The sequence below is a fragment of the Micromonospora sp. MP36 genome (assembly GCF_008119785.1).
Lineage (GTDB): Bacteria > Actinomycetota > Actinomycetes > Mycobacteriales > Micromonosporaceae > Micromonospora.
This window is the reverse complement of record NZ_VSFA01000002.1, coordinates 173,145-192,995: the sequence shown is the minus strand read 5'-3', so window position 1 is coordinate 192,995 and position 19,851 is coordinate 173,145. Positions and strand designations below refer to the sequence as shown.

22 protein-coding genes and 2 pseudogenes are annotated in these 19,851 nt (G+C 72.8%); 11 read left to right on the top strand and 13 right to left on the bottom strand.

Annotated features, from left to right (window positions below; all coding sequences use genetic code 11):
- Positions 1–142: 142 nt before the first annotated feature.
- The 4 genes from FXF52_RS04035 (at position 143) to FXF52_RS41460 (ending at position 1,873) form a co-directional block, all read left to right on the top strand.
- Positions 143–460: a hypothetical protein gene (locus tag FXF52_RS04035; protein WP_148793870.1), complete on the top strand. Its 318-nt coding sequence runs from the start codon at positions 143–145 to the stop codon at positions 458–460.
- Positions 461–534: 74 nt separating this feature from the next.
- A complete protein-coding gene (locus FXF52_RS04030; RefSeq protein ID WP_148793869.1) occupies positions 535–1,215 on the top strand; it encodes a hypothetical protein in 681 nt (226 codons plus the stop codon).
- A 2-nt stretch (positions 1,216–1,217) separates the two neighbouring features.
- A complete protein-coding gene (locus tag FXF52_RS04025; protein WP_148793868.1) occupies positions 1,218–1,487 on the top strand; it encodes a hypothetical protein in 270 nt (89 codons plus the stop codon).
- A 218-nt stretch (positions 1,488–1,705) separates the two neighbouring features.
- The gene (locus FXF52_RS41460) at positions 1,706–1,873 is read left to right on the top strand and encodes a hypothetical protein (protein WP_187413314.1); all 168 of its coding nucleotides are present in this window, start codon (positions 1,706–1,708) and stop codon (positions 1,871–1,873) included.
- A gap of 117 nt (positions 1,874–1,990) precedes the next feature.
- On the opposite strand, the gene FXF52_RS04020 is transcribed toward FXF52_RS41460, so the two are convergent.
- Complete coding sequence (locus FXF52_RS04020; RefSeq protein WP_148793867.1) at positions 1,991–2,926, bottom strand: hypothetical protein; 936 nt, start codon at positions 2,924–2,926, stop codon at positions 1,991–1,993.
- Between the two features lie 781 nt (positions 2,927–3,707).
- On the opposite strand from FXF52_RS04020, the gene FXF52_RS04015 reads away from it, so the two are divergent.
- Positions 3,708–5,543: an NHL domain-containing thioredoxin family protein gene (locus FXF52_RS04015; protein WP_148793866.1), complete on the top strand. Its 1,836-nt coding sequence runs from the start codon at positions 3,708–3,710 to the stop codon at positions 5,541–5,543.
- Positions 5,544–5,654: 111 nt separating this feature from the next.
- Here FXF52_RS04015 and FXF52_RS04010 read toward each other — a convergent pair whose 3' ends face one another.
- From FXF52_RS04010 to FXF52_RS04000, 3 genes are read right to left on the bottom strand one after another with little or no spacing between them, the layout of a single operon-like run.
- A complete protein-coding gene (locus FXF52_RS04010; RefSeq protein ID WP_148793865.1) occupies positions 5,655–6,404 on the bottom strand; it encodes a LamB/YcsF family protein in 750 nt (249 codons plus the stop codon).
- Positions 6,388–7,236 carry a biotin-dependent carboxyltransferase family protein gene (locus FXF52_RS04005; RefSeq protein WP_148793864.1) on the bottom strand — a complete coding sequence of 283 codons (849 nt, stop codon included), beginning with the start codon at positions 7,234–7,236 and terminating at the stop codon, positions 6,388–6,390. The genes FXF52_RS04010 and FXF52_RS04005 overlap by 17 nt, the downstream gene beginning before the upstream one ends.
- Positions 7,233–7,841, bottom strand: a complete 609-nt coding sequence (locus FXF52_RS04000) for an allophanate hydrolase subunit 1 (RefSeq protein WP_148793863.1) — start codon at positions 7,839–7,841, stop codon at positions 7,233–7,235. The genes FXF52_RS04005 and FXF52_RS04000 overlap by 4 nt, the downstream gene beginning before the upstream one ends.
- Before the next feature lie 158 nt (positions 7,842–7,999).
- Between FXF52_RS04000 and FXF52_RS03995 the strand changes: the two genes are divergently transcribed.
- The gene (locus FXF52_RS03995; protein ID WP_148794061.1) at positions 8,000–8,623 is read left to right on the top strand and encodes a hemolysin III family protein; all 624 of its coding nucleotides are present in this window, start codon (positions 8,000–8,002) and stop codon (positions 8,621–8,623) included.
- Positions 8,624–8,705: 82 nt separating this feature from the next.
- Here the strand turns inward: FXF52_RS03995 and FXF52_RS03990 are convergent, their stop codons facing one another.
- Entirely contained in the window at positions 8,706–8,993 is a 288-nt protein-coding gene (locus FXF52_RS03990; RefSeq protein ID WP_148793862.1) for a DUF6458 family protein, read from the bottom strand.
- 115 nt (positions 8,994–9,108) lie between these two features.
- Here FXF52_RS03990 and FXF52_RS03985 point away from each other — a divergent pair.
- Positions 9,109–9,644: pseudogene (locus FXF52_RS03985) on the top strand (histidine phosphatase family protein).
- Positions 9,645–9,735: 91 nt separating this feature from the next.
- On the opposite strand, the gene FXF52_RS03980 reads toward FXF52_RS03985, so the two are convergent.
- The 3 genes from FXF52_RS03980 to FXF52_RS03970 form a co-directional block, all read right to left on the bottom strand.
- A complete protein-coding gene (locus FXF52_RS03980; RefSeq protein WP_073835076.1) occupies positions 9,736–10,005 on the bottom strand; it encodes a DUF6458 family protein in 270 nt (89 codons plus the stop codon).
- Positions 10,006–10,181: 176 nt separating this feature from the next.
- Entirely contained in the window at positions 10,182–12,038 is a 1,857-nt protein-coding gene (locus FXF52_RS03975; protein WP_148793861.1) for an acyl-CoA dehydrogenase, read from the bottom strand.
- A gap of 137 nt (positions 12,039–12,175) precedes the next feature.
- Positions 12,176–12,844, bottom strand: a complete 669-nt coding sequence (locus FXF52_RS03970; protein WP_148793860.1) for an NAD(P)-dependent oxidoreductase — start codon at positions 12,842–12,844, stop codon at positions 12,176–12,178.
- Positions 12,845–12,931: 87 nt separating this feature from the next.
- Between FXF52_RS03970 and FXF52_RS03965 the strand changes: the two genes are divergently transcribed.
- Positions 12,932–13,420 (top strand): MarR family transcriptional regulator, encoded by a 489-nt coding sequence (locus FXF52_RS03965; protein WP_148793859.1) that lies wholly within the window; start codon positions 12,932–12,934, stop codon positions 13,418–13,420.
- A gap of 3 nt (positions 13,421–13,423) precedes the next feature.
- Here the strand turns inward: FXF52_RS03965 and FXF52_RS03960 are convergent, their stop codons facing one another.
- Positions 13,424–14,551 carry a PP2C family protein-serine/threonine phosphatase gene (locus FXF52_RS03960; RefSeq protein ID WP_148793858.1) on the bottom strand — a complete coding sequence of 376 codons (1,128 nt, stop codon included), beginning with the start codon at positions 14,549–14,551 and terminating at the stop codon, positions 13,424–13,426.
- Between the two features lie 100 nt (positions 14,552–14,651).
- Positions 14,652–15,299 (bottom strand): septal ring lytic transglycosylase RlpA family protein, encoded by a 648-nt coding sequence (locus FXF52_RS03955; RefSeq protein ID WP_148793857.1) that lies wholly within the window; start codon positions 15,297–15,299, stop codon positions 14,652–14,654.
- 205 nt (positions 15,300–15,504) lie between these two features.
- Here FXF52_RS03955 and FXF52_RS03950 point away from each other — a divergent pair, with 205 nt between their 5' ends.
- The 3 genes from FXF52_RS03950 to FXF52_RS03940 all read left to right on the top strand — a co-directional run bounded on the left by FXF52_RS03950 (position 15,505) and on the right by FXF52_RS03940 (position 17,661).
- Complete coding sequence (locus FXF52_RS03950) at positions 15,505–16,044, top strand: phosphoribosyltransferase family protein (RefSeq protein WP_148793856.1); 540 nt, start codon at positions 15,505–15,507, stop codon at positions 16,042–16,044.
- Positions 16,045–16,093: 49 nt separating this feature from the next.
- Positions 16,094–17,113: a questin oxidase family protein gene (locus tag FXF52_RS03945; protein WP_148793855.1), complete on the top strand. Its 1,020-nt coding sequence runs from the start codon at positions 16,094–16,096 to the stop codon at positions 17,111–17,113.
- A gap of 116 nt (positions 17,114–17,229) precedes the next feature.
- Positions 17,230–17,661, top strand: a complete 432-nt coding sequence (locus FXF52_RS03940; RefSeq protein ID WP_148793854.1) for an ASCH domain-containing protein — start codon at positions 17,230–17,232, stop codon at positions 17,659–17,661.
- A gap of 6 nt (positions 17,662–17,667) precedes the next feature.
- On the opposite strand, the gene FXF52_RS03935 is transcribed toward FXF52_RS03940, so the two are convergent.
- The 3 genes and pseudogenes from FXF52_RS03935 to FXF52_RS03925 form a co-directional block, all read right to left on the bottom strand.
- Entirely contained in the window at positions 17,668–18,546 is an 879-nt protein-coding gene (locus tag FXF52_RS03935) for an LLM class flavin-dependent oxidoreductase (RefSeq protein WP_148793853.1), read from the bottom strand.
- A 59-nt stretch (positions 18,547–18,605) separates the two neighbouring features.
- Positions 18,606–19,658 carry a MerR family transcriptional regulator gene (locus FXF52_RS03930; RefSeq protein WP_148793852.1) on the bottom strand — a complete coding sequence of 351 codons (1,053 nt, stop codon included), beginning with the start codon at positions 19,656–19,658 and terminating at the stop codon, positions 18,606–18,608.
- A 91-nt stretch (positions 19,659–19,749) separates the two neighbouring features.
- A pseudogene (locus FXF52_RS03925) lies at positions 19,750–19,848 on the bottom strand (LysR family transcriptional regulator); the annotation flags it as partial.
- Positions 19,849–19,851: the final 3 nt, after the last annotated feature.

Sequence of the window (19,851 nt, the reverse complement as noted above, 5' to 3'; positions counted from 1 at the left end):
GGTCTGTTAAACGACGACCGGTAGGCCGCGCGAGGGCGACGCTGCGAACAGTGCCGCCAGCCGACGCGGAACGTGACCGCGACGCCGACGGCATCCCCCGCGTGACCTGCCCTTGCCGCCACCCGACCCGGAAGCCCCGCCCGTGACCCACACGCCGCCCGACCCCGACGTTGCCCGCCTGATCGCCGAGGAGGTCCTACGCCGACGCGGTGAGTTCCGGGCCAACACGGGCCACCTGTTCGGCCTGTTCCGCCGGCACATCCCTGACAGCCCGGCCGCCGAGAGTCCCGCCGCCGCCGCGACCTATGTCCGCTGGGCCCTGGCCAACCTCGGCGCGCTGGGGATCGCGGTTTGCCGCTACAAGCCGACCCCCGACCTTCGCCGTCGCGAGTGGGTCTTCCGCCTGGTCGCCATTCCTGGCGAGACGAGGCCCGAGACCGCCCGTATGCCGCGCCCCTAGCCCGTACCCCCTGACCGCCCCGATCGCCCGCCAGGACTGGCCTGGCGGGGGTCGCAATCACCCGAGGAGACAACGTGCCGACCAGTATTGGTGACCTGGTAGAGCCGGACTGGACGATCCCCGCGTGGGTCCTGGACGACCCCGCCTGTCCGCCCGCCGTGCGGGAAGCGTTCGCCGCCCTAGACGCCGCGAATGCCGAGACCTCGGCCGAGCGGGACAAGGTCGACGCGATCGGCGACACCCTGGCGGCGAACCGGGCCGCGATCGCCGCCGCGATCCGGGACGGCCGGAAGGTTCCGGCCGCGATCCCACAGGACGTCGCCGAGGAGCAGACCCGCCAGGGCGAGATGCGTGTCCGGGCCGCCCGCAACCGCGCGTACGCCGCCGTGAAGGCGGCCGAGGCCGTGACCCCCGAGCACCACGAGGCGCTGCGCCCGATCCTGGCCGCCCGCGTCCCCGAGGCCGCCGCGACGTCCGCCCGTGCGTTCCGCGAGGCCCGCCAGGCGTACCAGGAGGCCGAGGCCCTGACGCAGGCGATCGTGTCCCTGGACAACGTCCGGCGGATGCGCCGCAGCGCCACGCCCGAGCAGATGGCCGCGATCGACCGCCGGGCGAGGGCGATCCGCCAGGCCGATCCGGTGAACTACCCCGGCCGGTCGGTCCGACTCCCGCTGGCGTGGCAGGACATTGAGGCCGTCGCGACGGGCATCCCGGCCGACCGCATCGTGGTCGACCCGTACGCCGAGGGGGCCTGACCGTGGCGGTTTCCGACAACATCAGCGACCGGATCGCCCGGGCCGTAGCCGCCGCCGAGGAGACGCAGCGGGCGAGGGCCAACCAACCCCGCGCTGACCGGGCCTACCTCGTCCGGGACGCCGCCAAGCGCTACGGCCTCGGCGAGGAGGACGCCGCCCGGATCACGGGGAGCGGCGCGACTGAGATCCAGCGCGAGGCCCGCGCCCTGGCCCTGGAGCGGTCCCGACTCGCCGCCGCCGAGGCCGACGTCGGGCGCACCGCCGACGACTGACCGAATCGACGCGAGGGCCCTCGGGAACCGACCCCGGGGGCCTTCGCCGTACCCGCTCCCCTCCTCGCGAAAGGCCCTCCCGTGTCCAGCCCCGCCGCCCCCGCGCCGACCCGGCGCACCCGCCGCCGACTGTCCCTCGCCCGTCGTGTCCGCCGTGAGGTTGGCTTCCGATGCCAGTCGGCGGCCCTCGCCGTCCGTGCCGGTCCGCGTCCTCGGGCGTGGTCCTGGTCGACGGCCGTCCCGTCGCCGCCTGCTACCGGCACCTACCCAACCGGTCCGGCTACGCCCACGGCATCCCGCCCGCCCAGGACCGGGAAGGCTGGGCCCGCGACCTCCTCGCGAAGCTTCGCCGCGACCTCGCGACCAGCGACGACAACGCAGCGTGATCCCCTGGGGGGGGGTGACTCCCCCCTCGGCCCCCTCCCTCACCGAAGCGGCATAGCGCCTCGCTGTCTGTACGGGCATGGAGGTCGAGTGAAGCCGCTCCGAACGGCGGGCGCTCCTTACGGCTTCGACAGAGCCAGAGCGACTGCGACCGCGTCGTCCAACGAGTCAGGATCGACCCAAGTCTTCTCGGCGATATGTGTCGCCAGACGAGCGTTCCCCTCTAGGGCCCGGGTGGCAGCGCCGTAGTAAGGAGCGCCGCCGTAGGTGTGAATGCCATGTTCAGTCACGACCCATTGCGGGGGGCAGACTTGCCAAATCGGCCGGCGTTCCGGATCGGTCTGAGCAATTGACAGCGCCCGGCTCATCCCTTCAAAGAGCCCCCTCACGTCCAACTGTTCGCCCGAGGTCTCCCGTAGCAGGGAGCGGCCGAGCTTCACCATGACCGCCTCGACGTCCTGGTCCTCAGGCCACAGAACGACTGCCAACATGTTCCCGTCGAACGTCTCTAGGGTGAAGCTGACTTCCTCCTCGTCAAAGTACCTATCCGGAGCCTCGTTAAAGTCGATCCGAACGAAGATGCGCCAGGCGTCCGAAACGCACACGCGTGGCCCTCTCCTCTGCGATATCAACCCAAGCTCATTCGCACGGCGCAGCGCTTCAAGCACGGAATCTCGGGACGGCGCGCTTCCGAGTGCAGTGAAGGCTGCCTTGTCCTCGTGGCGCTCCTGCTCCAGTTGGGCCGCCACCGAGGCTGCCACATCCTCAATTCGTCGCTCCACGTCCTGCTCAAAGGTCTCGACGCGATCCGCTAGGGCCTGAACGCTGGATCGGGTCTCTGAACCTACGCGCTCGATCCGCTTGTCCAAGCGCTTGGTCAGGATGTACACCGGCACGATCAAGAGCACCGACGCACCGATGTTGACGAGCACTCCGGCACCCCAGTCGCCGAGACCGTCCGAGGTCATCGCGAGCGCGGCGAGGAGGGTTCCGATGCCCGCGACGGTGGCGACAACCACCCACAGGTCAAGACCGCGCAGCCAGTTCAAACGCACCCCCGGATTGTGACGGTTAGGTGCAACTGGAGCTACCCGGGGCAAGCGCCCGAGGCGGCCTGTGGACAACGGAGTACAGGCATCCTGCCCCGCCCGTCTATGCCCCACTCGGCGCGATTAGACGCAGCCACGCGTCTCGCCTTAGGTGACGGGGGCTCCCGTCGGACATTGGAGCCCCCGTCACGGGCAGAGGACCGACCTCGTGTCGCGGGCGCGTGCCGGTGTGATCGCCTCCCGGCGCGACTTCCCGCCGCCATACCAAGTCCTGAAGATGGGCCAGATATGGCGGCGGACCGACGTCGAGCGATGGATCAGGGAGCACCGCCCGGACCTCGCCGAGGAGAGCTCGGACTAGAACCTCGGCCGCGATCTCGGCGAGGCGCTGGGCCCACATCTGTCGCCGCCCACGGCTACGTTGTCGCTTATGCCCCTCGCCGTCCAGATCCCCGCGCCCCAGAGCCTTCGCTTGGCCGTTGGCTCACCCGCGACGATTGTTGTCGGCGACGACGCCTACCCGGCGGTCGTGGTCCGGGCCAGCCTTACGACCGTGATCGTCCGCCGTGTCGAGCACGGCGAGCCGTGCCGTAATCGCGACCACACCGCGCTAGTTGCGACCGGCGACCTGTCGCGGCCCGTCGGCCCTCCGGAGGTCTACCGACTGCGTAACGGCCGGTATCGGACGACGTCCGCCGTGCTGACCTTCGGCGAGGCGGTGTCGCGTTCGCCTCTCCCGCCGCCCCGTCGCGCGGGCTGGGGGCCGATGGTGCGGCACGATGGGGTCATGAGCGCACGCGTACGCGCCCCCGAACTGCGGGGCCGGGCCTGGCTGAACACGGGCGGAAAGGTCCTCCGCTTGGCCGACCTTCGAGGTCGTGTAACCGTCCTAGATTTCTGGACCTTCTGCTGCATCAACTGCCTGCACGTGCTCGACGAGCTGCGCCCGCTCGAGGAGAAGTACGGTGACGTCCTGGTCGTGATCGGCGTGCACTCGCCGAAGTTCGAGCACGAGAAGGACCCGGCGGCGCTGGCGGCGGCCGTCGAGCGGTACGGCGTGCACCACCCGGTGCTCGACGACCCCGACCTCGACATGTGGCAGCAGTACGCGGCCAAGGCCTGGCCGACGCTCTCGGTGGTCGACCCCGAGGGGTACGTGGTCGCCACCATGGCCGGCGAGGGACACGCCGAGGGGCTGGCCCGGCTGATCGACGAGCTGATCGCCGCCCACGAGGCGAAGGGCACCCTGCACCGGGGCGAGGGTCCGTACGTGCCGCCGGCCGAGCCGGAGACCGCGCTGCGCTTCCCCGGCAAGGCCGTGGTGCTCGACGGCGGCAACCTGCTGGTCTCCGACTCGGCCCGGCACTCCCTGGTCGAGCTGGCCCCCGACGGCGAGCAGGTGCTCCGCCGGATCGGCGCCGGTACCCGCGGCCACACGGACGGCCCGGCGGGCAGCGCCACCTTCTCCGAGCCGCAGGGGCTCTGCCTGCTGCCCGCGCACATCGCCGAGGTGGCCGGGTACGACCTGGTCGTCGCCGACACCGTCAACCACCTGCTGCGCGGCGTGAAGCTGGCCACCGGCGAGGTGGTCACGGTCGCCGGCACCGGCCGGCAGTGGCGCTCGACGGTCGACGACCACGCCCACGACGCGCGCGCGGTCGACCTCTCCTCGCCCTGGGACGTCGCCTGGTACGACGACAAGGTCGTCATCGCCATGGCCGGCATCCACCAGCTCTGGTGGTTCGACCCGATCAAGCGGACCGCCGGCATGTACGCCGGCACGACGGTGGAGGCGCTGCGCGACGGCCCGCTGCCGGACGTCTGGATGGCCCAGCCCTCCGGCCTCTCGGTGTCGGTCGACGGCACCCGGCTGTGGATCGCCGACAGCGAGACCAGTGCGGTCCGGTACGTCGAGGACGGGGTGATGCACACCACGGTGGGGCAGGGCCTCTTCGACTTCGGGCACGTCGACGGCCCCGCCGACCGGGCGCTGCTCCAGCACCCCCTGGGGGTTTGCGCGCTGCCCGACGGTTCGGTGCTGATCGCCGACACGTACAACGGCGCGGTGCGCCGCTTCGACCCGGCGACCGACCAGGTCGCCACGGTGGCGGACGGGCTGGCCGAGCCGAGCGACGTGGTGCTCACCGCCGAGGGCGAGGTGCTGGTGGTCGAGTCGGCCGCGCACCGGCTGACCCGGCTGGCCCCGGGCGCGCTCACCGCGGCCGGCGCGAGCACCGTGGACGGCCCGCGGCACAAGCTGGAGCGCAAGCCCACCGACGTGGCGGCCGGCGAGCTGACCCTCGACGTGATCTTCACGCCCGCGCCGGGGCAGAAGCTGGACGAGACCTACGGCCCGTCGACCCGGCTGGTGGTGTCGGCCTCCCCGCCCGAGCTGCTGGTCGAGGGGGCCGGGACGACCATGGATCTGTCCCGCCGGCTGGTGGTGAACGGCGACGTGGCGCAGGGCGTGCTCCAGGTGACCGCCCAGGCGGCCACCTGTGACGCGGACGTCGAGCACGCGGCCTGCCACCTGACCCGGCAGGACTGGGGCGTACCGCTGCGGGTGGTCGACGGCGGCACCACCCGCCTCCCCCTGGTCCTCCGCGGCCTCGACGAGGCCTGATTTCTGCTCAAGATCCGCGCAGTTTCCCGGAAACCGTCGCCTCCTCGCGGGCTGAGGGGACTCGTTCCCTGAAGTTGCGCGGATCTTGACGCCGGTGCCGGGTAACGGCGGTCAGGCGAACGGGCGGAGGGTTACCTCGGCGTCGATGAGGGCCGCTCGGACCAGCTCGGCGCAGCGCACCGCGCCCGGGGTGTCGCCGTGCAGGCAGATCGACTCGACCGCACACGGGACGACGCTGCCATCGACCGCGACCACGGTCCGCTCGGTGGCCATCCGGACCGCCCGGGTGGCCACCTCCTCCGGGTCGGTGACCAGCGCGTTCGCGGCACTGCGGGGCACCAGGGAGCCGTTGGGCAGGTAGTTGCGGTCGGCGAAGCCCTCGGCCACCACCCGCAGGCCCGCGCCGGCCGCGAGCTGGGCGAGCACCGAACCGGGCGGGCAGAGCAACGGCAGCTCGCCGTCGTAGTGGTTGACCGCGGCGACCAGTGCCGCGGCCTGCGCCTCGTCGCCGGCGGCCGCGTGGTAGAGCGCACCGTGCGGCTTGAGGTAGCGGACCCGCGTGCGGAACAGCCTGCAGAACGCGTCCAGCGCGCCGAGCTGGTAGATCGTCTCGTCGCGCAGCTCGGCGAAGTCGTACGCGATGTGCCGCCGCCCGAAGCCGGCGAGGTCCCGGTAGCCGACCTGGGCGCCGACCGCGACCCCCCGTTCGGCGGCGCCGGCGCAGACGCGGTGCATGGTGGACGGGTCGCCACCGTGGAAGCCGCAGGCGACGTTGGCGGAGGTGATCAGGTCCAGCAGTGCCTCGTCGTCACCGAGTCGCCAGATGCCGAATCCCTCGCCGAGGTCAGCGTTGAGGTCCATGGAACGTCACCGTAGTCCCTGGGCGGGCCTGCGCGAGCGGCGTCACGTCGTCCACCACCCCGATCACGGGGTAGCCGCCGGTGGTCGGGTGGTCGGCCAGGAAGATCAGCGGTTGGCCGTCGGGCGGCACCTGCACCGCGCCGAGGACAAGGCCCTCGCTGGGCAGTTCCCCGGCCACCGCGCGGGGCAGCGCCGCGCCGACCAGTCGCGCGCCGACCCGGTTGCTCGCCGGGCTGATCGCGTACGCGGTGGTGAACAGCAGGTCCAGCGCGGCGGGGGTGAACCAGTCGTGCCGCGGGCCGGGGCGGACGGTCAGTCGCAGCCGGTCGGGGAGGGCCGGGCCGGCGGTGACGTCCACCGGGGCGGGGTGACCGGCGGGCCGGCCGAGGGGCAGCCGGTCGCCGTCGCGTACCGGGGGCGGGCCGAGGCCGGAGAGCGTGTCGGTGGCGCGGCTGCCCAGCACCGGCGGCACGTCGATCCCGCCGGAGACGGCCAGCCAGCTACGCAGCCCGACGCGGGCGGGACCGATCCGCAGCACCGCCCCGGCGGGCAGCGACAGTGGCCGGCCCACGTCCCCCGCCCGCCGGTCGGCGCGGACGTCCACCTCGGCGCCGGTGAGCGCCACGGTGACGGCCCGGGTGACGCGGAGCGCGCAGCCGGTCAGCGTGATCTCCAGCCCGGCGGCGGTCTCCGGGTTGCCGACGAGCCGGTTGGCCAGGCGCAACGCGGCCGGGTCGAGCGCGCCGGAGCGGGGCACGCCGAGGTGTGCGTACCCGGGCCGGCCCTGGTCCTGCACGGTGGTAAGGGCACCGGCCCGGAGCACCTCGATCATGCGACCAGCCGTACCCGGGTGCCGGGCGTGAGCCGGGCCGGCGGGTCGGCCCGCACGTCGAAGAGGACCAGGTCGGTCCGCCCGACCAGCAGCCAGCCGCCGGGCGAGGCGGTCGGGTAGATCCCGGCGTACGGGCCGGCCAGCGCGACCGACCCGGCCGGCACCCGGGTACGCGGGGTGGCCAGCCGCGGCACGGCCAGCTGCGCGGGCAGCCCGGTCAGGTACGCGAACCCGGGCGCGAACCCGCAGAACGCCACCCGGAACTCGGTACGCCGCAGCCGCTCCACCACGGCCGGCACGTCGACGCCCCAGTGTTCAGCGACCACGGGCAGGTCCGCTCCGTCGTACACGGTGGGGACCTCGACCTCGGCGGCGTCGGCCGGGGCGGCGTCGGCCCGCGGGGTCCACCCGGCGATCCGCGCGGCGGCCGCCGCCGGGTCCGGTACGCCGTCGACCAGCACGGTGGCCGCCGCGGGGACGATCTCGACGGCGCTCAGCTCACCTGCCGCCCGCCGCCGCCACAGCTCGGCCCGCCACGCCTGGACTTGGTCGAGGTCGTCGCAGTCGAGCAGCAGGGCGTGCGCGCCGACGAGTCTGATCCGCATCCGGCCATCCTCGCGGATCGTGCCGTCCGCCAGCGTCCGCCGACCGTTCAGGCGGCGTGACGGTCCACACTACTTGCAGGTAACCTACGGTGCCGTAGCCTATTGGCGTGACCTCCGCACCGCTTCGGCTCAAGCCGGTCGACATCGGTAAACCCCGGATGCGCGGCTGGCTGCACACCTACGCGTTCTTCACCGCGCTCGTCTGCGGCATCGTGCTCTGCTCCATCGCGGCGGCCCGCCCCGGCTGGGCACCCCTGGTGAGCTGTCTGATCTACAGCCTGACCGTGTGTGGTCTCTTCGGCACCAGCGCCCTCTACCACCGTCGGGTGTGGTCCGAGCGCGGCTACCAGATCATGCGCCGGATGGACCATTCGATGATCTTCGTGTTCATCGCCGGCACGTACACCCCGTTCTGCGCGCTGCTGCTCGATCCTCGCCCGGCCGAGGTCATGCTCGGCCTGGTGTGGGGTGGGGCCCTGTTCGGGGTGGCGCTGAAAATGATCTGGCCGCACGCCCCGCGCTGGGTCTCCGCGCCGCTCTACCTGGCCCTCGGCTGGGTCGCGGTGGCCATGCTGCCGCAGATCCTGCACGCCGGCGGGGTCACCGCCCTGGTGCTGCTGATCGTTGGCGGCGCGATCTACAGCGTCGGCGCGGTCTTCTACGCGCTGCGCCGGCCGAACCCGTGGCCGACGGTCTTCGGTCATCACGAGTTCTTCCACGCCTGCACCCTGGTCGCGGCGATCTGCCACCACGTCGCGATCTACTTCGCCCTCTTCGCCTGACCACGCCGCGCCGGACCCGCCACCCGGGAAACGGTGCGAGGGCCCCGCGGCGGCGCGGGGCCCTCGACCATCTCGGGGTGGCTCAGGCCGGGTAGCCCGGGCGGCGCACCTCGCGGTACTCCTCGCGCACGACCCGGTCGTCCTGCACTGGCACCACGGGCTCGGCGACGACCTGCTCCCGGACCGGCCGGGCGACCACGGTACGGCGGCGGTTGTTCCAGAAGTAGAGCGTGGTGAGCAGCCCGACGACGCCGGCGAGCATGAGCACCCAGCCCACGACGTTCAGGTTGAGCCATCCCAGGTTGGCGTCGATGGCGAACGCGAAGATCGCGCCCAGCGCGATGAGGAAGATGCTGGCACCGATGCCCATGACGTCGCCTCCTTGGCGTTCTGCTGGCGTTTCCTACCGCCGCGGCCATGGCTGAGGTAGCGGCACGCATCGACTTACCCAGGCGGTCCGATCGCCAATCAGGCAAGCTGGGCGCATGACGGAGGGCAGGAACCAGCAGCACGCGTTGGTGCTGCTCCGGCACGCCAAGGCCGAGCAGTACCGGGACGTCCCCGACGCGGAGCGTCCGCTCACCGCGCGGGGGCACGCCGACGCGGCGGCGGCGGGGGCCTGGCTGGCCCGGCACACCCTCCTCCCGGACGTGGTGATCTGTTCCACGGCCCGGCGCACCCGGCAGACCTGGCACGGGGTGGCGCTGGGCATGACGGGCTCCCCGCCGGAGGGCGGACCGGCCGGGTCGTCGCCGGTGGTGCGCTACGCGGCGACCGCGTACGAGGCGCAGCCGGAGGACCTGTTGACGCTGGTCCGGGCGGTCCCGGCGGAGACTGGCACGGTGCTGCTGATCGGCCACAACCCGGGCATCTCGCTGCTCTCGGCGCTACTCGACCCAGAGGGGGCGGATCCGGACGGGCTGCGCACCACGACCTGGCGGTGCACCTCCTGACCACCAGCTGGACGAACCTGGGACCGGGTGGCGCGCCCATCACCGCCCGCCACACCGCCCGCGGCTGAGGCGCAGGGAAGGGCCCCTTCTCAACGCCTCGCGTAGCGAAGGGGCCCCCTCTTGGCACCGGTCCCGGGCACTGGTCCGCCGGGACCACGGTCAGGACGGTGGTGCCGTGGGCGGCGGCGGATCGGGCGGCGGCGGCATCATCGCGGTCGGATGGGAGAGCCGGTTCTCCTCCACGATCAGCGTGCGGGCCCGCTTGCGCCGGTCCTGCCAGAACCAGAGCGTGGTGAGCAGGACGGCGAGCCCGGCCAGGATGAGCACCCAGCCGACCGCGCGCAGGTCGATCCACCAGACGTTGGCCCGGATAGCAAAGGTCAGGATCGCGCCGACGGCGATCAGAAAGATTCCGCTTCCAATGCCCATGTGCGCTGCACTCCCCCGTGCGGTGGCCCTTGGGCGTGTCCGGTCGTGGTCCGCGACGGTTACCCGTCAGGCGGCCGGCCTACCGGCCGGGCCGCGAAACAAACGGCGGCGCCCGGCGAGCCACCCGCTCGCCGGCCGCCGTTCGTCAGCAAACCGGTCCGATCACCCCACGGGGATCAGAACGCCTCCTCCGGGAGGTCCATGATCTCCAGGTCGGCGCCCTCGATGATCCGCCGGTCGGCGCCGATCCGGGGCAGCACCTCCCGGGCGAAGAACCGGGCGGCGGCCACCTTGCCGGTGTAGAACGCCTTGTCAGCGGCGGAGACCTCGCCGGCCAGCGCCTGCAACGCCACGTCCGCCTGCTTCTGCAGCAGCCAGCCGACCACCAGGTCGCCGACCGCCAGCAGGAACCGGCGGCTGCTCAGGCCGACCTTGTAGAGGGCCCGCGCGTCGCCGCCCTGGGCCTCGCCGAGCCATCCAGTCAGCACGCCGAGGATGTTCTGGATCTCGGCGAGGGCCTTGCCGAGCGCCTGCCGCTCCTCCTTGAGCTGACCATTGCCGGCCTCGGAGGCGATGAACTCCTGGATCTCACCGGCCACCGCCAGCAGGGCCTTGCCGTTGTCCCGGACGATCTTCCGGAAGATCAGGTCGAGGCTCTGGATCGCCGTGGTGCCCTCGTACAGGGTGTCGATCTTGGAATCCCGGACGTACTGCTCCAGCGGGTAGTCCTGGAGGAAGCCCGAGCCGCCGAAGGTCTGCAGCGCCTCGTGACCGAGCAGCTCGTACGCCCGCTCGGAGCCGACGCCCTTGACCAGCGGCAGGAGCAGGTCGTTGACCCGCTTGGCCAGCTTGGTGGCCTTCTCGTCACCGGCCGCCTCGGCGATGGCGACCTTGTCCTGCCAGGTGGCCGTGTAGCAGACCAGGGCCCGCAGGCCCTCGGCGTACGACTTCTGCAGCAGCAGCGAACGACGCACGTCCGGGTGGTGGGTGACGGTCACGCGCGGGGCGGTCTTGTCGGTCGACCGGGTCAGGTCGGCGCCCTGCACCCGGTTCTTCGCGTACTCCAGGGCGTTCAGGTAGCCGGTGGAGAGGGTGGCGATCGCCTTGGTGCCGACCATCATCCGGGCGTACTCGATGATCATGAACATCTGCCGGATGCCGTCGTGCTTGTCGCCGAGCAGCCAGCCCTTGGCCGGGACGCCGTGCTCGCCGAAGGTCATCTCACAGGTGTTGGAGACCTTCAGGCCCATCTTGTGCTCGACGTTGGTGGCGAAGACGCCGTTGCGCTCGCCCAGCTCGCCGGTCTCCTCGTCGAAGTGGTATTTCGGCACCACGAAGAGGGACAGCCCCTTGGTGCCCGGGCCGCCGACGCCCGCCACGCCGACCGGGCGGGCGAGCACGTAGTGGACGATGTTGTCGGAGAGGTCGTGCTCACCCGAGGTGATGAAGCGCTTGACGCCCTCAATGTGCCACGAGCCGTCCGGCTGCGGGATGGCCCGGGTCCGGCCGGCGCCCACGTCCGAGCCGGCGTCCGGCTCGGTGAGCACCATGGTCGAGCCCCACTGCTTCTCGATGAAGAGCTTGGCCCACTTCTGCTGCCGCTCGGTGCCCTCGACGTGCAGCACGTGCGCGAAGGACGGGCCGGAGGCGTACATCCAGATCGGGGCGTTGGCGCCGAGCACCAACTCGGCGAGCGACCACCAGAGGGCGCGCGGGGCGTTGGTGCCGCCGAGGGCCTCCGGCAGGTCCAGGCGCCAGAACTCCGCGTCCATGAACGCCTGGTAGGACTTCTTGAACGACTCCGGCAGCGGGGCGGTGTGTGTCGCGGGGTCGAAGACCGGCGGGTTGCGGTCGCTGTCCGAGTAGCTGGCGGCCAGGTCCTCGCGGGCCAGGCGGTCGACCTCGGAGAGGAAGCTGCGGGCGGTGTCGACGTCCAGGTCCGTGTACGGCTCGTGGCCGAACGTCCGGTCCGCCCCGAAGACCTCGAACAGGTTGAACTCGAGGTCCCGAAGGTTGCTCTTGTAGTGGGTCATGCTCGCTGGCCCCGCTTCCGGACAGATATTACCGATCAGTAACTGAGACTCTATTACTCACCGGTAGCCAACGACAACCCGATCACCGAAGTGACAGCGATTACACACCCCCGGTTCAGCTTCCGGCCACACCGGCCCTAGCGAGCGACGCCGACGGTCTGCCGGACGGACTGCGGCCGGTCCAGCAGCGCGAGCATGAGGTGGGCGACGTCGGCCCGGGACACGCTCAGGCCGCCCCGGATGTTCCGCCCGTACGCCGTGCGGTAGCCGCCGGTCAGCGGGCCGTCGGTGAGCCGCGGCGGCCGGACCACCGTCCAGTCCAGGACACCGTCCCGCAACTCCTCCTCCATCAGCGCCAGGTCGGCGTAGTGGCGCCGTAACACCCGCCGGATCGCCGGCCCGAGCACGAAGCGCATCAGGGGACCGTCGCCCTCGTCGTAGCGCGGCGGGTGGGGCCGCCCGGGGGTTGGGACCACGCCGACCGGCGCGGCGCTCACCACCACGATCCGTCGTACGTCCGCCCCGGTCATCGCCTCCGCGACCGCCCGGGTGCCCCGGGAGGCCACGCCGGCGTCGGCCGCGGACCGAGGGCCCAGGCCGGACAGCACCGCGTCGGCGCCGGCGACCGCCGCCCGCAGCGCCCCCGGATCGGCTGCGGACAGGTCGGCGGTGACGACGCGCGCGGAAGCATCGGGCAGCCGGGCCGGATCGCGCACCACCGCCGTGACGTCGTGACCGGCGGCCAGCGCCTGGGCGACGAGGTGACGTCCGATCCCGCCACTGGCCCCGAAGATCGTGAGCCGCATCTGCCATCCCTTCGTCGACGACCGCCTCAGGCGGCCGACTCCCGTAAGATATGGAAACCGTAACAGTTGATACGAGGTCCAAACAATATGAGTTCCGTAGAACATGCGGACGCGCGGCGGCACCGCCGGACGGCCACCCGGATCAAGGAGGCGATGCGGGAGCTGAACAACCAGCTCGCGCTGCTGAACCACCAGGTCGGCGTACGTCTCTCGCTGCGCGACGTGGACCTGGACTGTCTCGACCTGATCTCCCGGCACGGGCCGCTCAGTCCCGGCACGCTGGCCCGCCGGGCGGGCCTGCACCCGGCCACCATGACCGGCATCCTGGACCGCCTCGAACGGGGCGGCTGGATCGTGCGCGAGCGGGACCCTGACGCCACCGATCGCCGCTCGGTGGCCGTCCGGGCCCTGCGCGAGCGCAACGGCGAGCTGTTCCGCCTGTACGCGGGCATGAACGCCGCGATGGATGAGCTCTGCGCCGGGTACGACGAAGCCCAGCTGGAGGTGATCGCCGACTTCCTGCGCCGGGCCGGGGAAGCCGGGCGGAGGGCCACCGACGAGCTGGCCGAAAGGTGACCTTCAGCTCTCCGCCGCGCCGACCTCCCAGCTCGGCACGGGCGCCGTCACGTCGCGGGCCGGGCCGGTGTATTCCATCAGGACCAGCGCGATGTCGTCGTCGAGCCGACCGTGCACCCACTCGACCAGGGCCGTCTCCAGCGAGGCCAGGCCGTCGGCCACCGTCCCGTGGCCGAGCAGCCGCCACGCCCGGTCGGCGGTCGGGAAGAACTCGCCGTCCCGGCGGGCCTCGCCGAGCCCGTCGGTGAAGAGCAGCAGCCGGTCGCCCGGTTCGAGCCGTTCCACCCGGGGCCGGACCACCGGCATGAAGCCGAGCGGAGGCGCGGGCGCCGGGGGTTCGAGCGGGATCACCTCGCCCCCGCGCAGCAGCAGCGGCGGCGGGTGCCCGCAGTTGACGATGGTGAGCGTGCCACCCCGCTCCTCGACCAGCGCGGCGGTGACGAAGTCCTCGTCGCCCACGTTGCGGGCCACCGCCCGGTCCAGGTCGGTCACCACGGCGCGCAGGTCCGCCCGCTCGTACGCCACATGCCGGTAGGAGCCGAGGACGATGCTGGCCAGCCGGACCGCGTCCAGCCCCTTGCCGCGGACGTCGCCAATGATCATGCGGACGCCGTACGGAGTGTCCATCACCTCGTACAGGTCGCCGCCGATCACCGCGGTGGCCGTGGAGGAGATGTAGGAGGCGGCCACCGCGAGGGTGCCCACCTGCGGGCCGAGCGGCCGGAGCACCGCCTGCTGGGCGACCGAGGCGAGCCGGGACAGTTCGGCGATCCGCTCGGACTGGCGTTGGCGGGCCGCGGCCACGGCGGCGGCGATCGCGGTGGCCAGCGCGATGCCCGCGACGTTGACCGCGGTGACCAGCGACATGGTCGGCTCGACGAGGGCGAAGGAGCCGCCGACCCCGGTGGCCAGGACGCCCACCCCGAGGACGACCCGCCAGGAGGCCAGCGCGGCGGCGAGGACCGGGGCGGCGGCCATCAACGCGATGTAGTGCGCGCTGGGGCCGTCCGCGATCTCCACGGCGGAGACGAGTGCGAGCAGCCCGAGGGCCGCGCCGAGGCCGGCGCGGGATCCGGGACTCAGCGGGCCGTGGCCCGACTGGAAGGCTTGCGTGCGTACACCGGACAGCATGCCTGATGGACGTGAACGGGTGAATGAACCTGACCCGTCGTCCGACGGTATTCTGCCCGGCCGGATCGCTCCGGCGGCACGATCGCCCCCGGTCACCCGGTCAGCCGAGGACCTCGTACCGGACGGTCACCTCGCCGAGATCGGTCGAGGCGATCGCCGCGAAGGCAGCGCGGGACAGGTCCAGGCAGCGACCGTCGACGTACGGGCCGCGGTCGTTGATCCGGACGACCACCGACTTGCCGTTGGCCGGATTGGTCACCCGGACCTTCGTGTCGAACGGCAGGGTCTTGTGCGCGGCGGTCATGGCGTTCGGGTTGAAGGTCTCCCCGTTCGCGGTCATCTGACCCTCGTCGTAGAAGGACGCTCCGCAGGAGCCGCTGCTCACGACCTTCGGCGCCGGAGTGGTCTTCTTCGCGGTGGGCTTCGGACTCGCGGTCCGGGTCAGGCTCCGGGAGGCCGCCTGGGTACGGGTCGCCTTCGGGCTCGGGGTGGCCTTGGGCGACGGGCTGAGGCTCGGCGTGCCGGACGCGCTCGGCGTGGCGGACGCGGTCGGCGACGGGGTGGCCGAGGTGGGAACGACGGCGCTGGGCAGGGACTCGGCGACGGCGGGCTCGGCCGCGGGCTCCCCGGAGGTGAGCCGGACCGCGCCGACGGTGCCACCGACGGCGAGCACCACGCCGACGGCCGCGGTGGCGGCGATGCCGGCGGGCGAGGAGAACTTGCGGGTACGGAGGTGCCTACCAGCCACCGCGCGGTCCTTTCGTCAGCGGAGCAAACCGGCTTGGACCGTAACGAGAGAAGCACTTCCGAAGTCAACGTGATCATGGTGCTATGCCCATATTTACCCCGATACGTGTATCCGCTCGTGTGAACATTCCTCATCCGAACGGAGGAATGATCCCTGGCCGGGGCCAGTGCCGCATCGCCTGGCGCCGGTGGCCGAGGATAAGAACGTGCTGAGCCGACGCCTGGTCGAACTGTTCCGCTGGGTCGACCCCGGTCCGGACAGCAGTCATCTGGTCAGCGACAGCTCCGGCTGGTGGCGGGATCCGGTGGTGCTGGCCGGCATCGGACCGGCCCTGGCCGGGCTGTTCCCGGACACCCGGCCCACCGTCGTGGTCGCCCCCGAGGTCACCGGGCTGCTGCTCGGCCCGCTGGTGGCGGTGGCCGCCGGCGCCGGCTTCCTGCCGGCGTACAAGCAGGACAGTGGGCGACGGCGGGTCGGCCCGATGCGCTGGGCCGAGACGCCGCCGGACTACCGGGGCCGGCGACTGCGCATCGGCGTGGACGCCCGCCGGCTCGGCCCCGGCGACCGGGTGCTGCTCGTCGACGACTGGGTGGCCACCGGCGCCCAACTCGACGCGCTCGCCCGACTGATCCGGGACAGCGGGGCGGAGCCGGTCGGCACCGCCGCGGTCGTGGCGACCTGCCCGCCGCCGGTGGCCGAGCGGCTCCGGCTGCGTACGCTGCTCACCGCGGACCAGCTGCCCTGAGCGCCGCCGGGGTTGACCTCAACGGCGGTTGAACATCGAGGATCGCCGCATGGACGACGGCATCCTGGACGAGGCGTACCAACGGCTGCACCGCACCGGCCCGGAATTCGAGGGCTGGCTCTCCAACCACGGGCCGATGGCCGTCGAGGCGATGGTCCGGCACGGGCACGGCGCGCGGGTGAAGCGCTGGCTGGACGACTACCTGCGGCAACTGGACGAGCGGCCCCGCGGACTGCGGCCGATCGACGACTGGCGGGACGCGCTCGGCGACCCGAAGCGGGCCGGCGACTGGCTCGCCCACTTCGACCGCGAGGTGCGCGAACGCCCCTGGCGGGAGGTGCTCGGCAGCTGGTGGCCCCGGCTGCTGCCGGGCATCGCGGCCGGCGCCACCCACGGCGTGATCCGGGTCGGGCACGCGGTCCGGGCGCTGCGTACCGACGGGGTGAACCCGGAGCGGCTCGCCGAGCTGGGCCAGGCGCTCGGCTACTGGGCCGCCCGCTGGCAGCCGGTGCCCGGGGCCGGCCCGCTCACCGGCCGGTCCGACGCGGCGGCCGCGCTGGCCGGGCTGCCCCGGATCCCCGAACAGACCGGCGGCATCCGGGAACGGCTGGGCCGGCTGCCGGACCTGGCGGACTGGCCCGGGGCCGTGACGGCGCTGCGCCCACCGGGCGACCCGGCGGAGGCTGAGCGGACCCTCACCGAGCTGGTGCACCGGGCGAGCCTGGACTACCTCCGGTTCGGGCACGCGAACCCGGTGATGCTGGTGCACGCGGTGACCGCGCCGACCGCGGTGCTGCGTACCCTGCCGGCCCTGGACCCGGCGCTGTGGGCACCGAGCGTCGCCGCGGCTTGGTCGGCCACGGCCGCCGTCACCTCGGTGTACGCCCCACCGACGCCGGCCGCCCCACCGGCGGTCACACCCGTGGGGCCGGCCGAGGTGTTCGCCCGGGCGGCCCGGCACGGTGACGCACACGTGGTGAAGCTGGCCGACGCGGTGCTGGACGCGCACGCGGCGACCGGCGACGCCGAGGTCCTGACGGCGCCCGGCTACGCCGGACAGCTCATCTGAGGAAGTCCTCGACGGCGGTGCCGCCGACCAGCAGGCACGGCGCGCTCGCACCGAGCGGTCGTGGGACGGATGGAATCCCCGCGACGGGCGGTCGGCCGACGACTAGCCTCGGCAGGATGTGGCCCCGCGTCGGTGGACTTCGCACGCTCGCCCTCGGCACGCCCGGCGAGATGCGCACCAACCTCAACACCCTCGTGCTGGCCGGCGTGAAGACCGCCACCGCCGGCCTCACCAGGGAGTACGCCGACGAGGACGAGGAGCTGGAACACGTCGGCGAACGGCTGGTCCTCGTCGACGACCACAACGCGCTGCTGGGTGTCGTCGAGGTCACCGACGTCGAGGTGGTCCGCTTCGCCGACGTGTCCTGGGACTTCGCCCGCTCCGAAGGGGAGGGGGACCGGTCCATCGAGGAGTGGCGGGAGGGGCACCGCCGCTTCTGGGCCCGAAAGGGCCTCACGGTCGACGACGACACTCAGGTGGTCTGCATCCGGTTCCGGCTGGTCTCCGCCGGGGACGGCGGCATCAGCACCGGAGACCTGGGCACCTGAGGCGGGTCAGACCCGGCGCAGCTCCGGCAGCAGACCGACCGCCTCCACCAGCACCGCCTCGTCGCCGGCGTACCAACTGCTGGCCCGGGGCCAGTGCGTCACCACGTCGGTGAAGCCCAGGTGGCCGGCCCGGGCGACCTGCTCGGCGAAGAAGTCCGCGTTGCTGAGCGAGAAGACCGGCGCCGAGTCCAGCGACAGATAGCGGTCCAACGTGGCGAGGTCGCGGCCCGCCCGCTCCAGGGCCTCGTCCATCCGGCCGGCGAGGTCGGCGACCGACGACCACCAGCTCTCCAGGTCGTCACCGCCGAGCCCGGTGGTCACCCACCCCTGCCCGAACCGGGCGACCAGGCGCATCGACCGGGGCCCGTTCGCGGCGACCACGAACGGCACCCGGGGCTGCTGGACGCAGCCAGGATTGTTCCGCGCGTCCACGGCGGCGAACCACTCGCCCCGCCAGGTGGTGCCGTCCTCCCGCAGGATCAGGTCCAGCAGCTCGGTGAACTCGGCGAACCGGTCGACCCGCTGCCGGGGCGGCAGGGTCTCCCCACCGAGCACGGTGGCATCGAAGCCGATGCCGCCCGCGCCGAGGCCGAGCAGCAGCCGGCCGCCGGAGACGTCGTCCACGGTGGTCACCTGCCGGGCGAACGCCGCCGGGTGCCGGAAGTTCGGCGAGGCGACCAGCGTGCCGAGGCGGATCCGGGAGGTCGCCGTCGCGGCGGCGGTCAACGTCGTCATCGAGTCGAACCAGGGACCGTCGACCAGGTCCCGCCAGCCCAGGTGGTCGTACGTCCAGGCGTGGTCGAAGCCCCACTCGTCCGCCTGCCGCCAGCGCCGCTGGGAGTCCGACCAGCGCTGGTCGGGCAGGATCACGATGCCAATCCGCATGATCGCCACCCTACGGCCTGGGCCGGCCGGCCCGCTCGGGCCGGCCGACCCGTTCCGGGCTACTCCGTCACCACGTCGGCCACCACGCAGGCGACGTTGTCCGGCGCGCCCTGTGCGTACGCGAGGTCGACCAGGCGCCCGACGGCGGTCTCCGGATCGTCCGCTCCGGCGAGCGCAGCGTGCAGCGCCTCCGGGGCGATCACCGCGGAGAGCCCGTCGGAGCAGAGCAGGTAGCGGTCGCCGGCGAGGGCGGTCCGCAGCGCCAGGTCGGCCTCCACCTGGACACCCGCCCCGAGGGCCCGCACCAGCAGCGCCCGCTGCGGGTGCGCGGCGGCCTCGGCCGGGCTGAGCCGGCCCTGGTCGACCAGTGACTGCACGTACGTGTGATCCTGGGTCAGCCGGACCAGCTCGCCCCCGCGCAGCAGGTACGCCCGGCTGTCCCCGACGTGCACCAGGGCGAGCTGAGACCCGCGCCGCAGGATCGCGGTGAGGGTGGTGCCCGGCTGGTGCCCTTCGGTGGCGGACGCGCGTACCGTGCGGTCGGCCGCGGCCACCGCGTCGGCCAGCGTGGCGAGCAGCTCGGCGGCCGGCGCCGCGGAGAGCTCCAGCGGCCGGAGCGCGTCCACGGCGGCGGCACTGGCGGCGGCCCCGCCGGGGCCGCGCATACCGTCCGCCACGGCGAGCAGCGTCGGGCTGGCGTACGCGGTGTCCTCGTTGGAGTCCCGGACCGCGCCCGGCTCGCAGCGGACGGCGTACCGGAGGATGGGTTCGGACATGGTGCCCCTCTCGGAGAGCTGGTCGACGAGGAGCGCGACGACGCGCCCGCGGGCCGCCGTGTCGGCGCTGACCCGGCGCCACCAGGCGTCGACGGCCTCGGCTGCCGAGTCGGGCGGCAGGCCGCAGACGGCCCGGATGTCCGCCAGCGGCATCCCGGCCCGCCGCAGCGCGGCGATCAGCCGGGCCCGGTCGAGCTGGCTCGGCGCGTAGTAGCGGTAGCCCGAGTGCGGGTCGACGGCGGCGGGCGGCAGCAGCCCCAGCTCGTCGTAGAGCCGCAACGCCTTCGGCGTCAGTCGCGCCGCGCGGGCGAACGCCCCAATGGTCAGCAGCTCCACGGACGCATCCTCCTCGTACCGGTCCCGGTGACCGGCACGGACCACGCTCGGGTTTCCCGCAGGGGCAAGGTCAAGGGGTGAGCCTGGCCAGCATCCGCCCCGTAATCATCCGCAGCCGCTCGGCGGTACGCCCGAAGTGCAGCTCCTCGGCCAGCGTCAGGAACGTCTCGATCTCGTACCGCTCCAGCACGCC

Coding starts and splice junctions, on each gene's coding strand:
- FXF52_RS03960 (WP_148793858.1), bottom strand. CDS start 14,551: ATGCTGTCCGGTGTACGCACGCAAGCCTTCCAGTCGGGCCACGGCCCG.
- FXF52_RS04015 (WP_148793866.1), top strand. CDS start 3,708: ATGAGCGCACGCGTACGCGCCCCCGAACTGCGGGGCCGGGCCTGGCTG.
- FXF52_RS03980 (WP_073835076.1), bottom strand. CDS start 10,005: ATGGGCATTGGAAGCGGAATCTTTCTGATCGCCGTCGGCGCGATCCTG.
- FXF52_RS03995 (WP_148794061.1), top strand. CDS start 8,000: ATGCGCGGCTGGCTGCACACCTACGCGTTCTTCACCGCGCTCGTCTGC.
- FXF52_RS03990 (WP_148793862.1), bottom strand. CDS start 8,993: ATGGGCATCGGTGCCAGCATCTTCCTCATCGCGCTGGGCGCGATCTTC.
- FXF52_RS03940 (WP_148793854.1), top strand. CDS start 17,230: ATGTGGCCCCGCGTCGGTGGACTTCGCACGCTCGCCCTCGGCACGCCC.
- FXF52_RS03970 (WP_148793860.1), bottom strand. CDS start 12,844: ATGCGGCTCACGATCTTCGGGGCCAGTGGCGGGATCGGACGTCACCTC.
- FXF52_RS03945 (WP_148793855.1), top strand. CDS start 16,094: ATGGACGACGGCATCCTGGACGAGGCGTACCAACGGCTGCACCGCACC.
- FXF52_RS03965 (WP_148793859.1), top strand. CDS start 12,932: ATGAGTTCCGTAGAACATGCGGACGCGCGGCGGCACCGCCGGACGGCC.
- FXF52_RS04005 (WP_148793864.1), bottom strand. CDS start 7,236: ATGATCGAGGTGCTCCGGGCCGGTGCCCTTACCACCGTGCAGGACCAG.
- FXF52_RS03935 (WP_148793853.1), bottom strand. CDS start 18,546: ATGCGGATTGGCATCGTGATCCTGCCCGACCAGCGCTGGTCGGACTCC.
- FXF52_RS04000 (WP_148793863.1), bottom strand. CDS start 7,841: ATGCGGATCAGACTCGTCGGCGCGCACGCCCTGCTGCTCGACTGCGAC.
- FXF52_RS03975 (WP_148793861.1), bottom strand. CDS start 12,038: ATGACCCACTACAAGAGCAACCTTCGGGACCTCGAGTTCAACCTGTTC.
- FXF52_RS04010 (WP_148793865.1), bottom strand. CDS start 6,404: ATGGACCTCAACGCTGACCTCGGCGAGGGATTCGGCATCTGGCGACTC.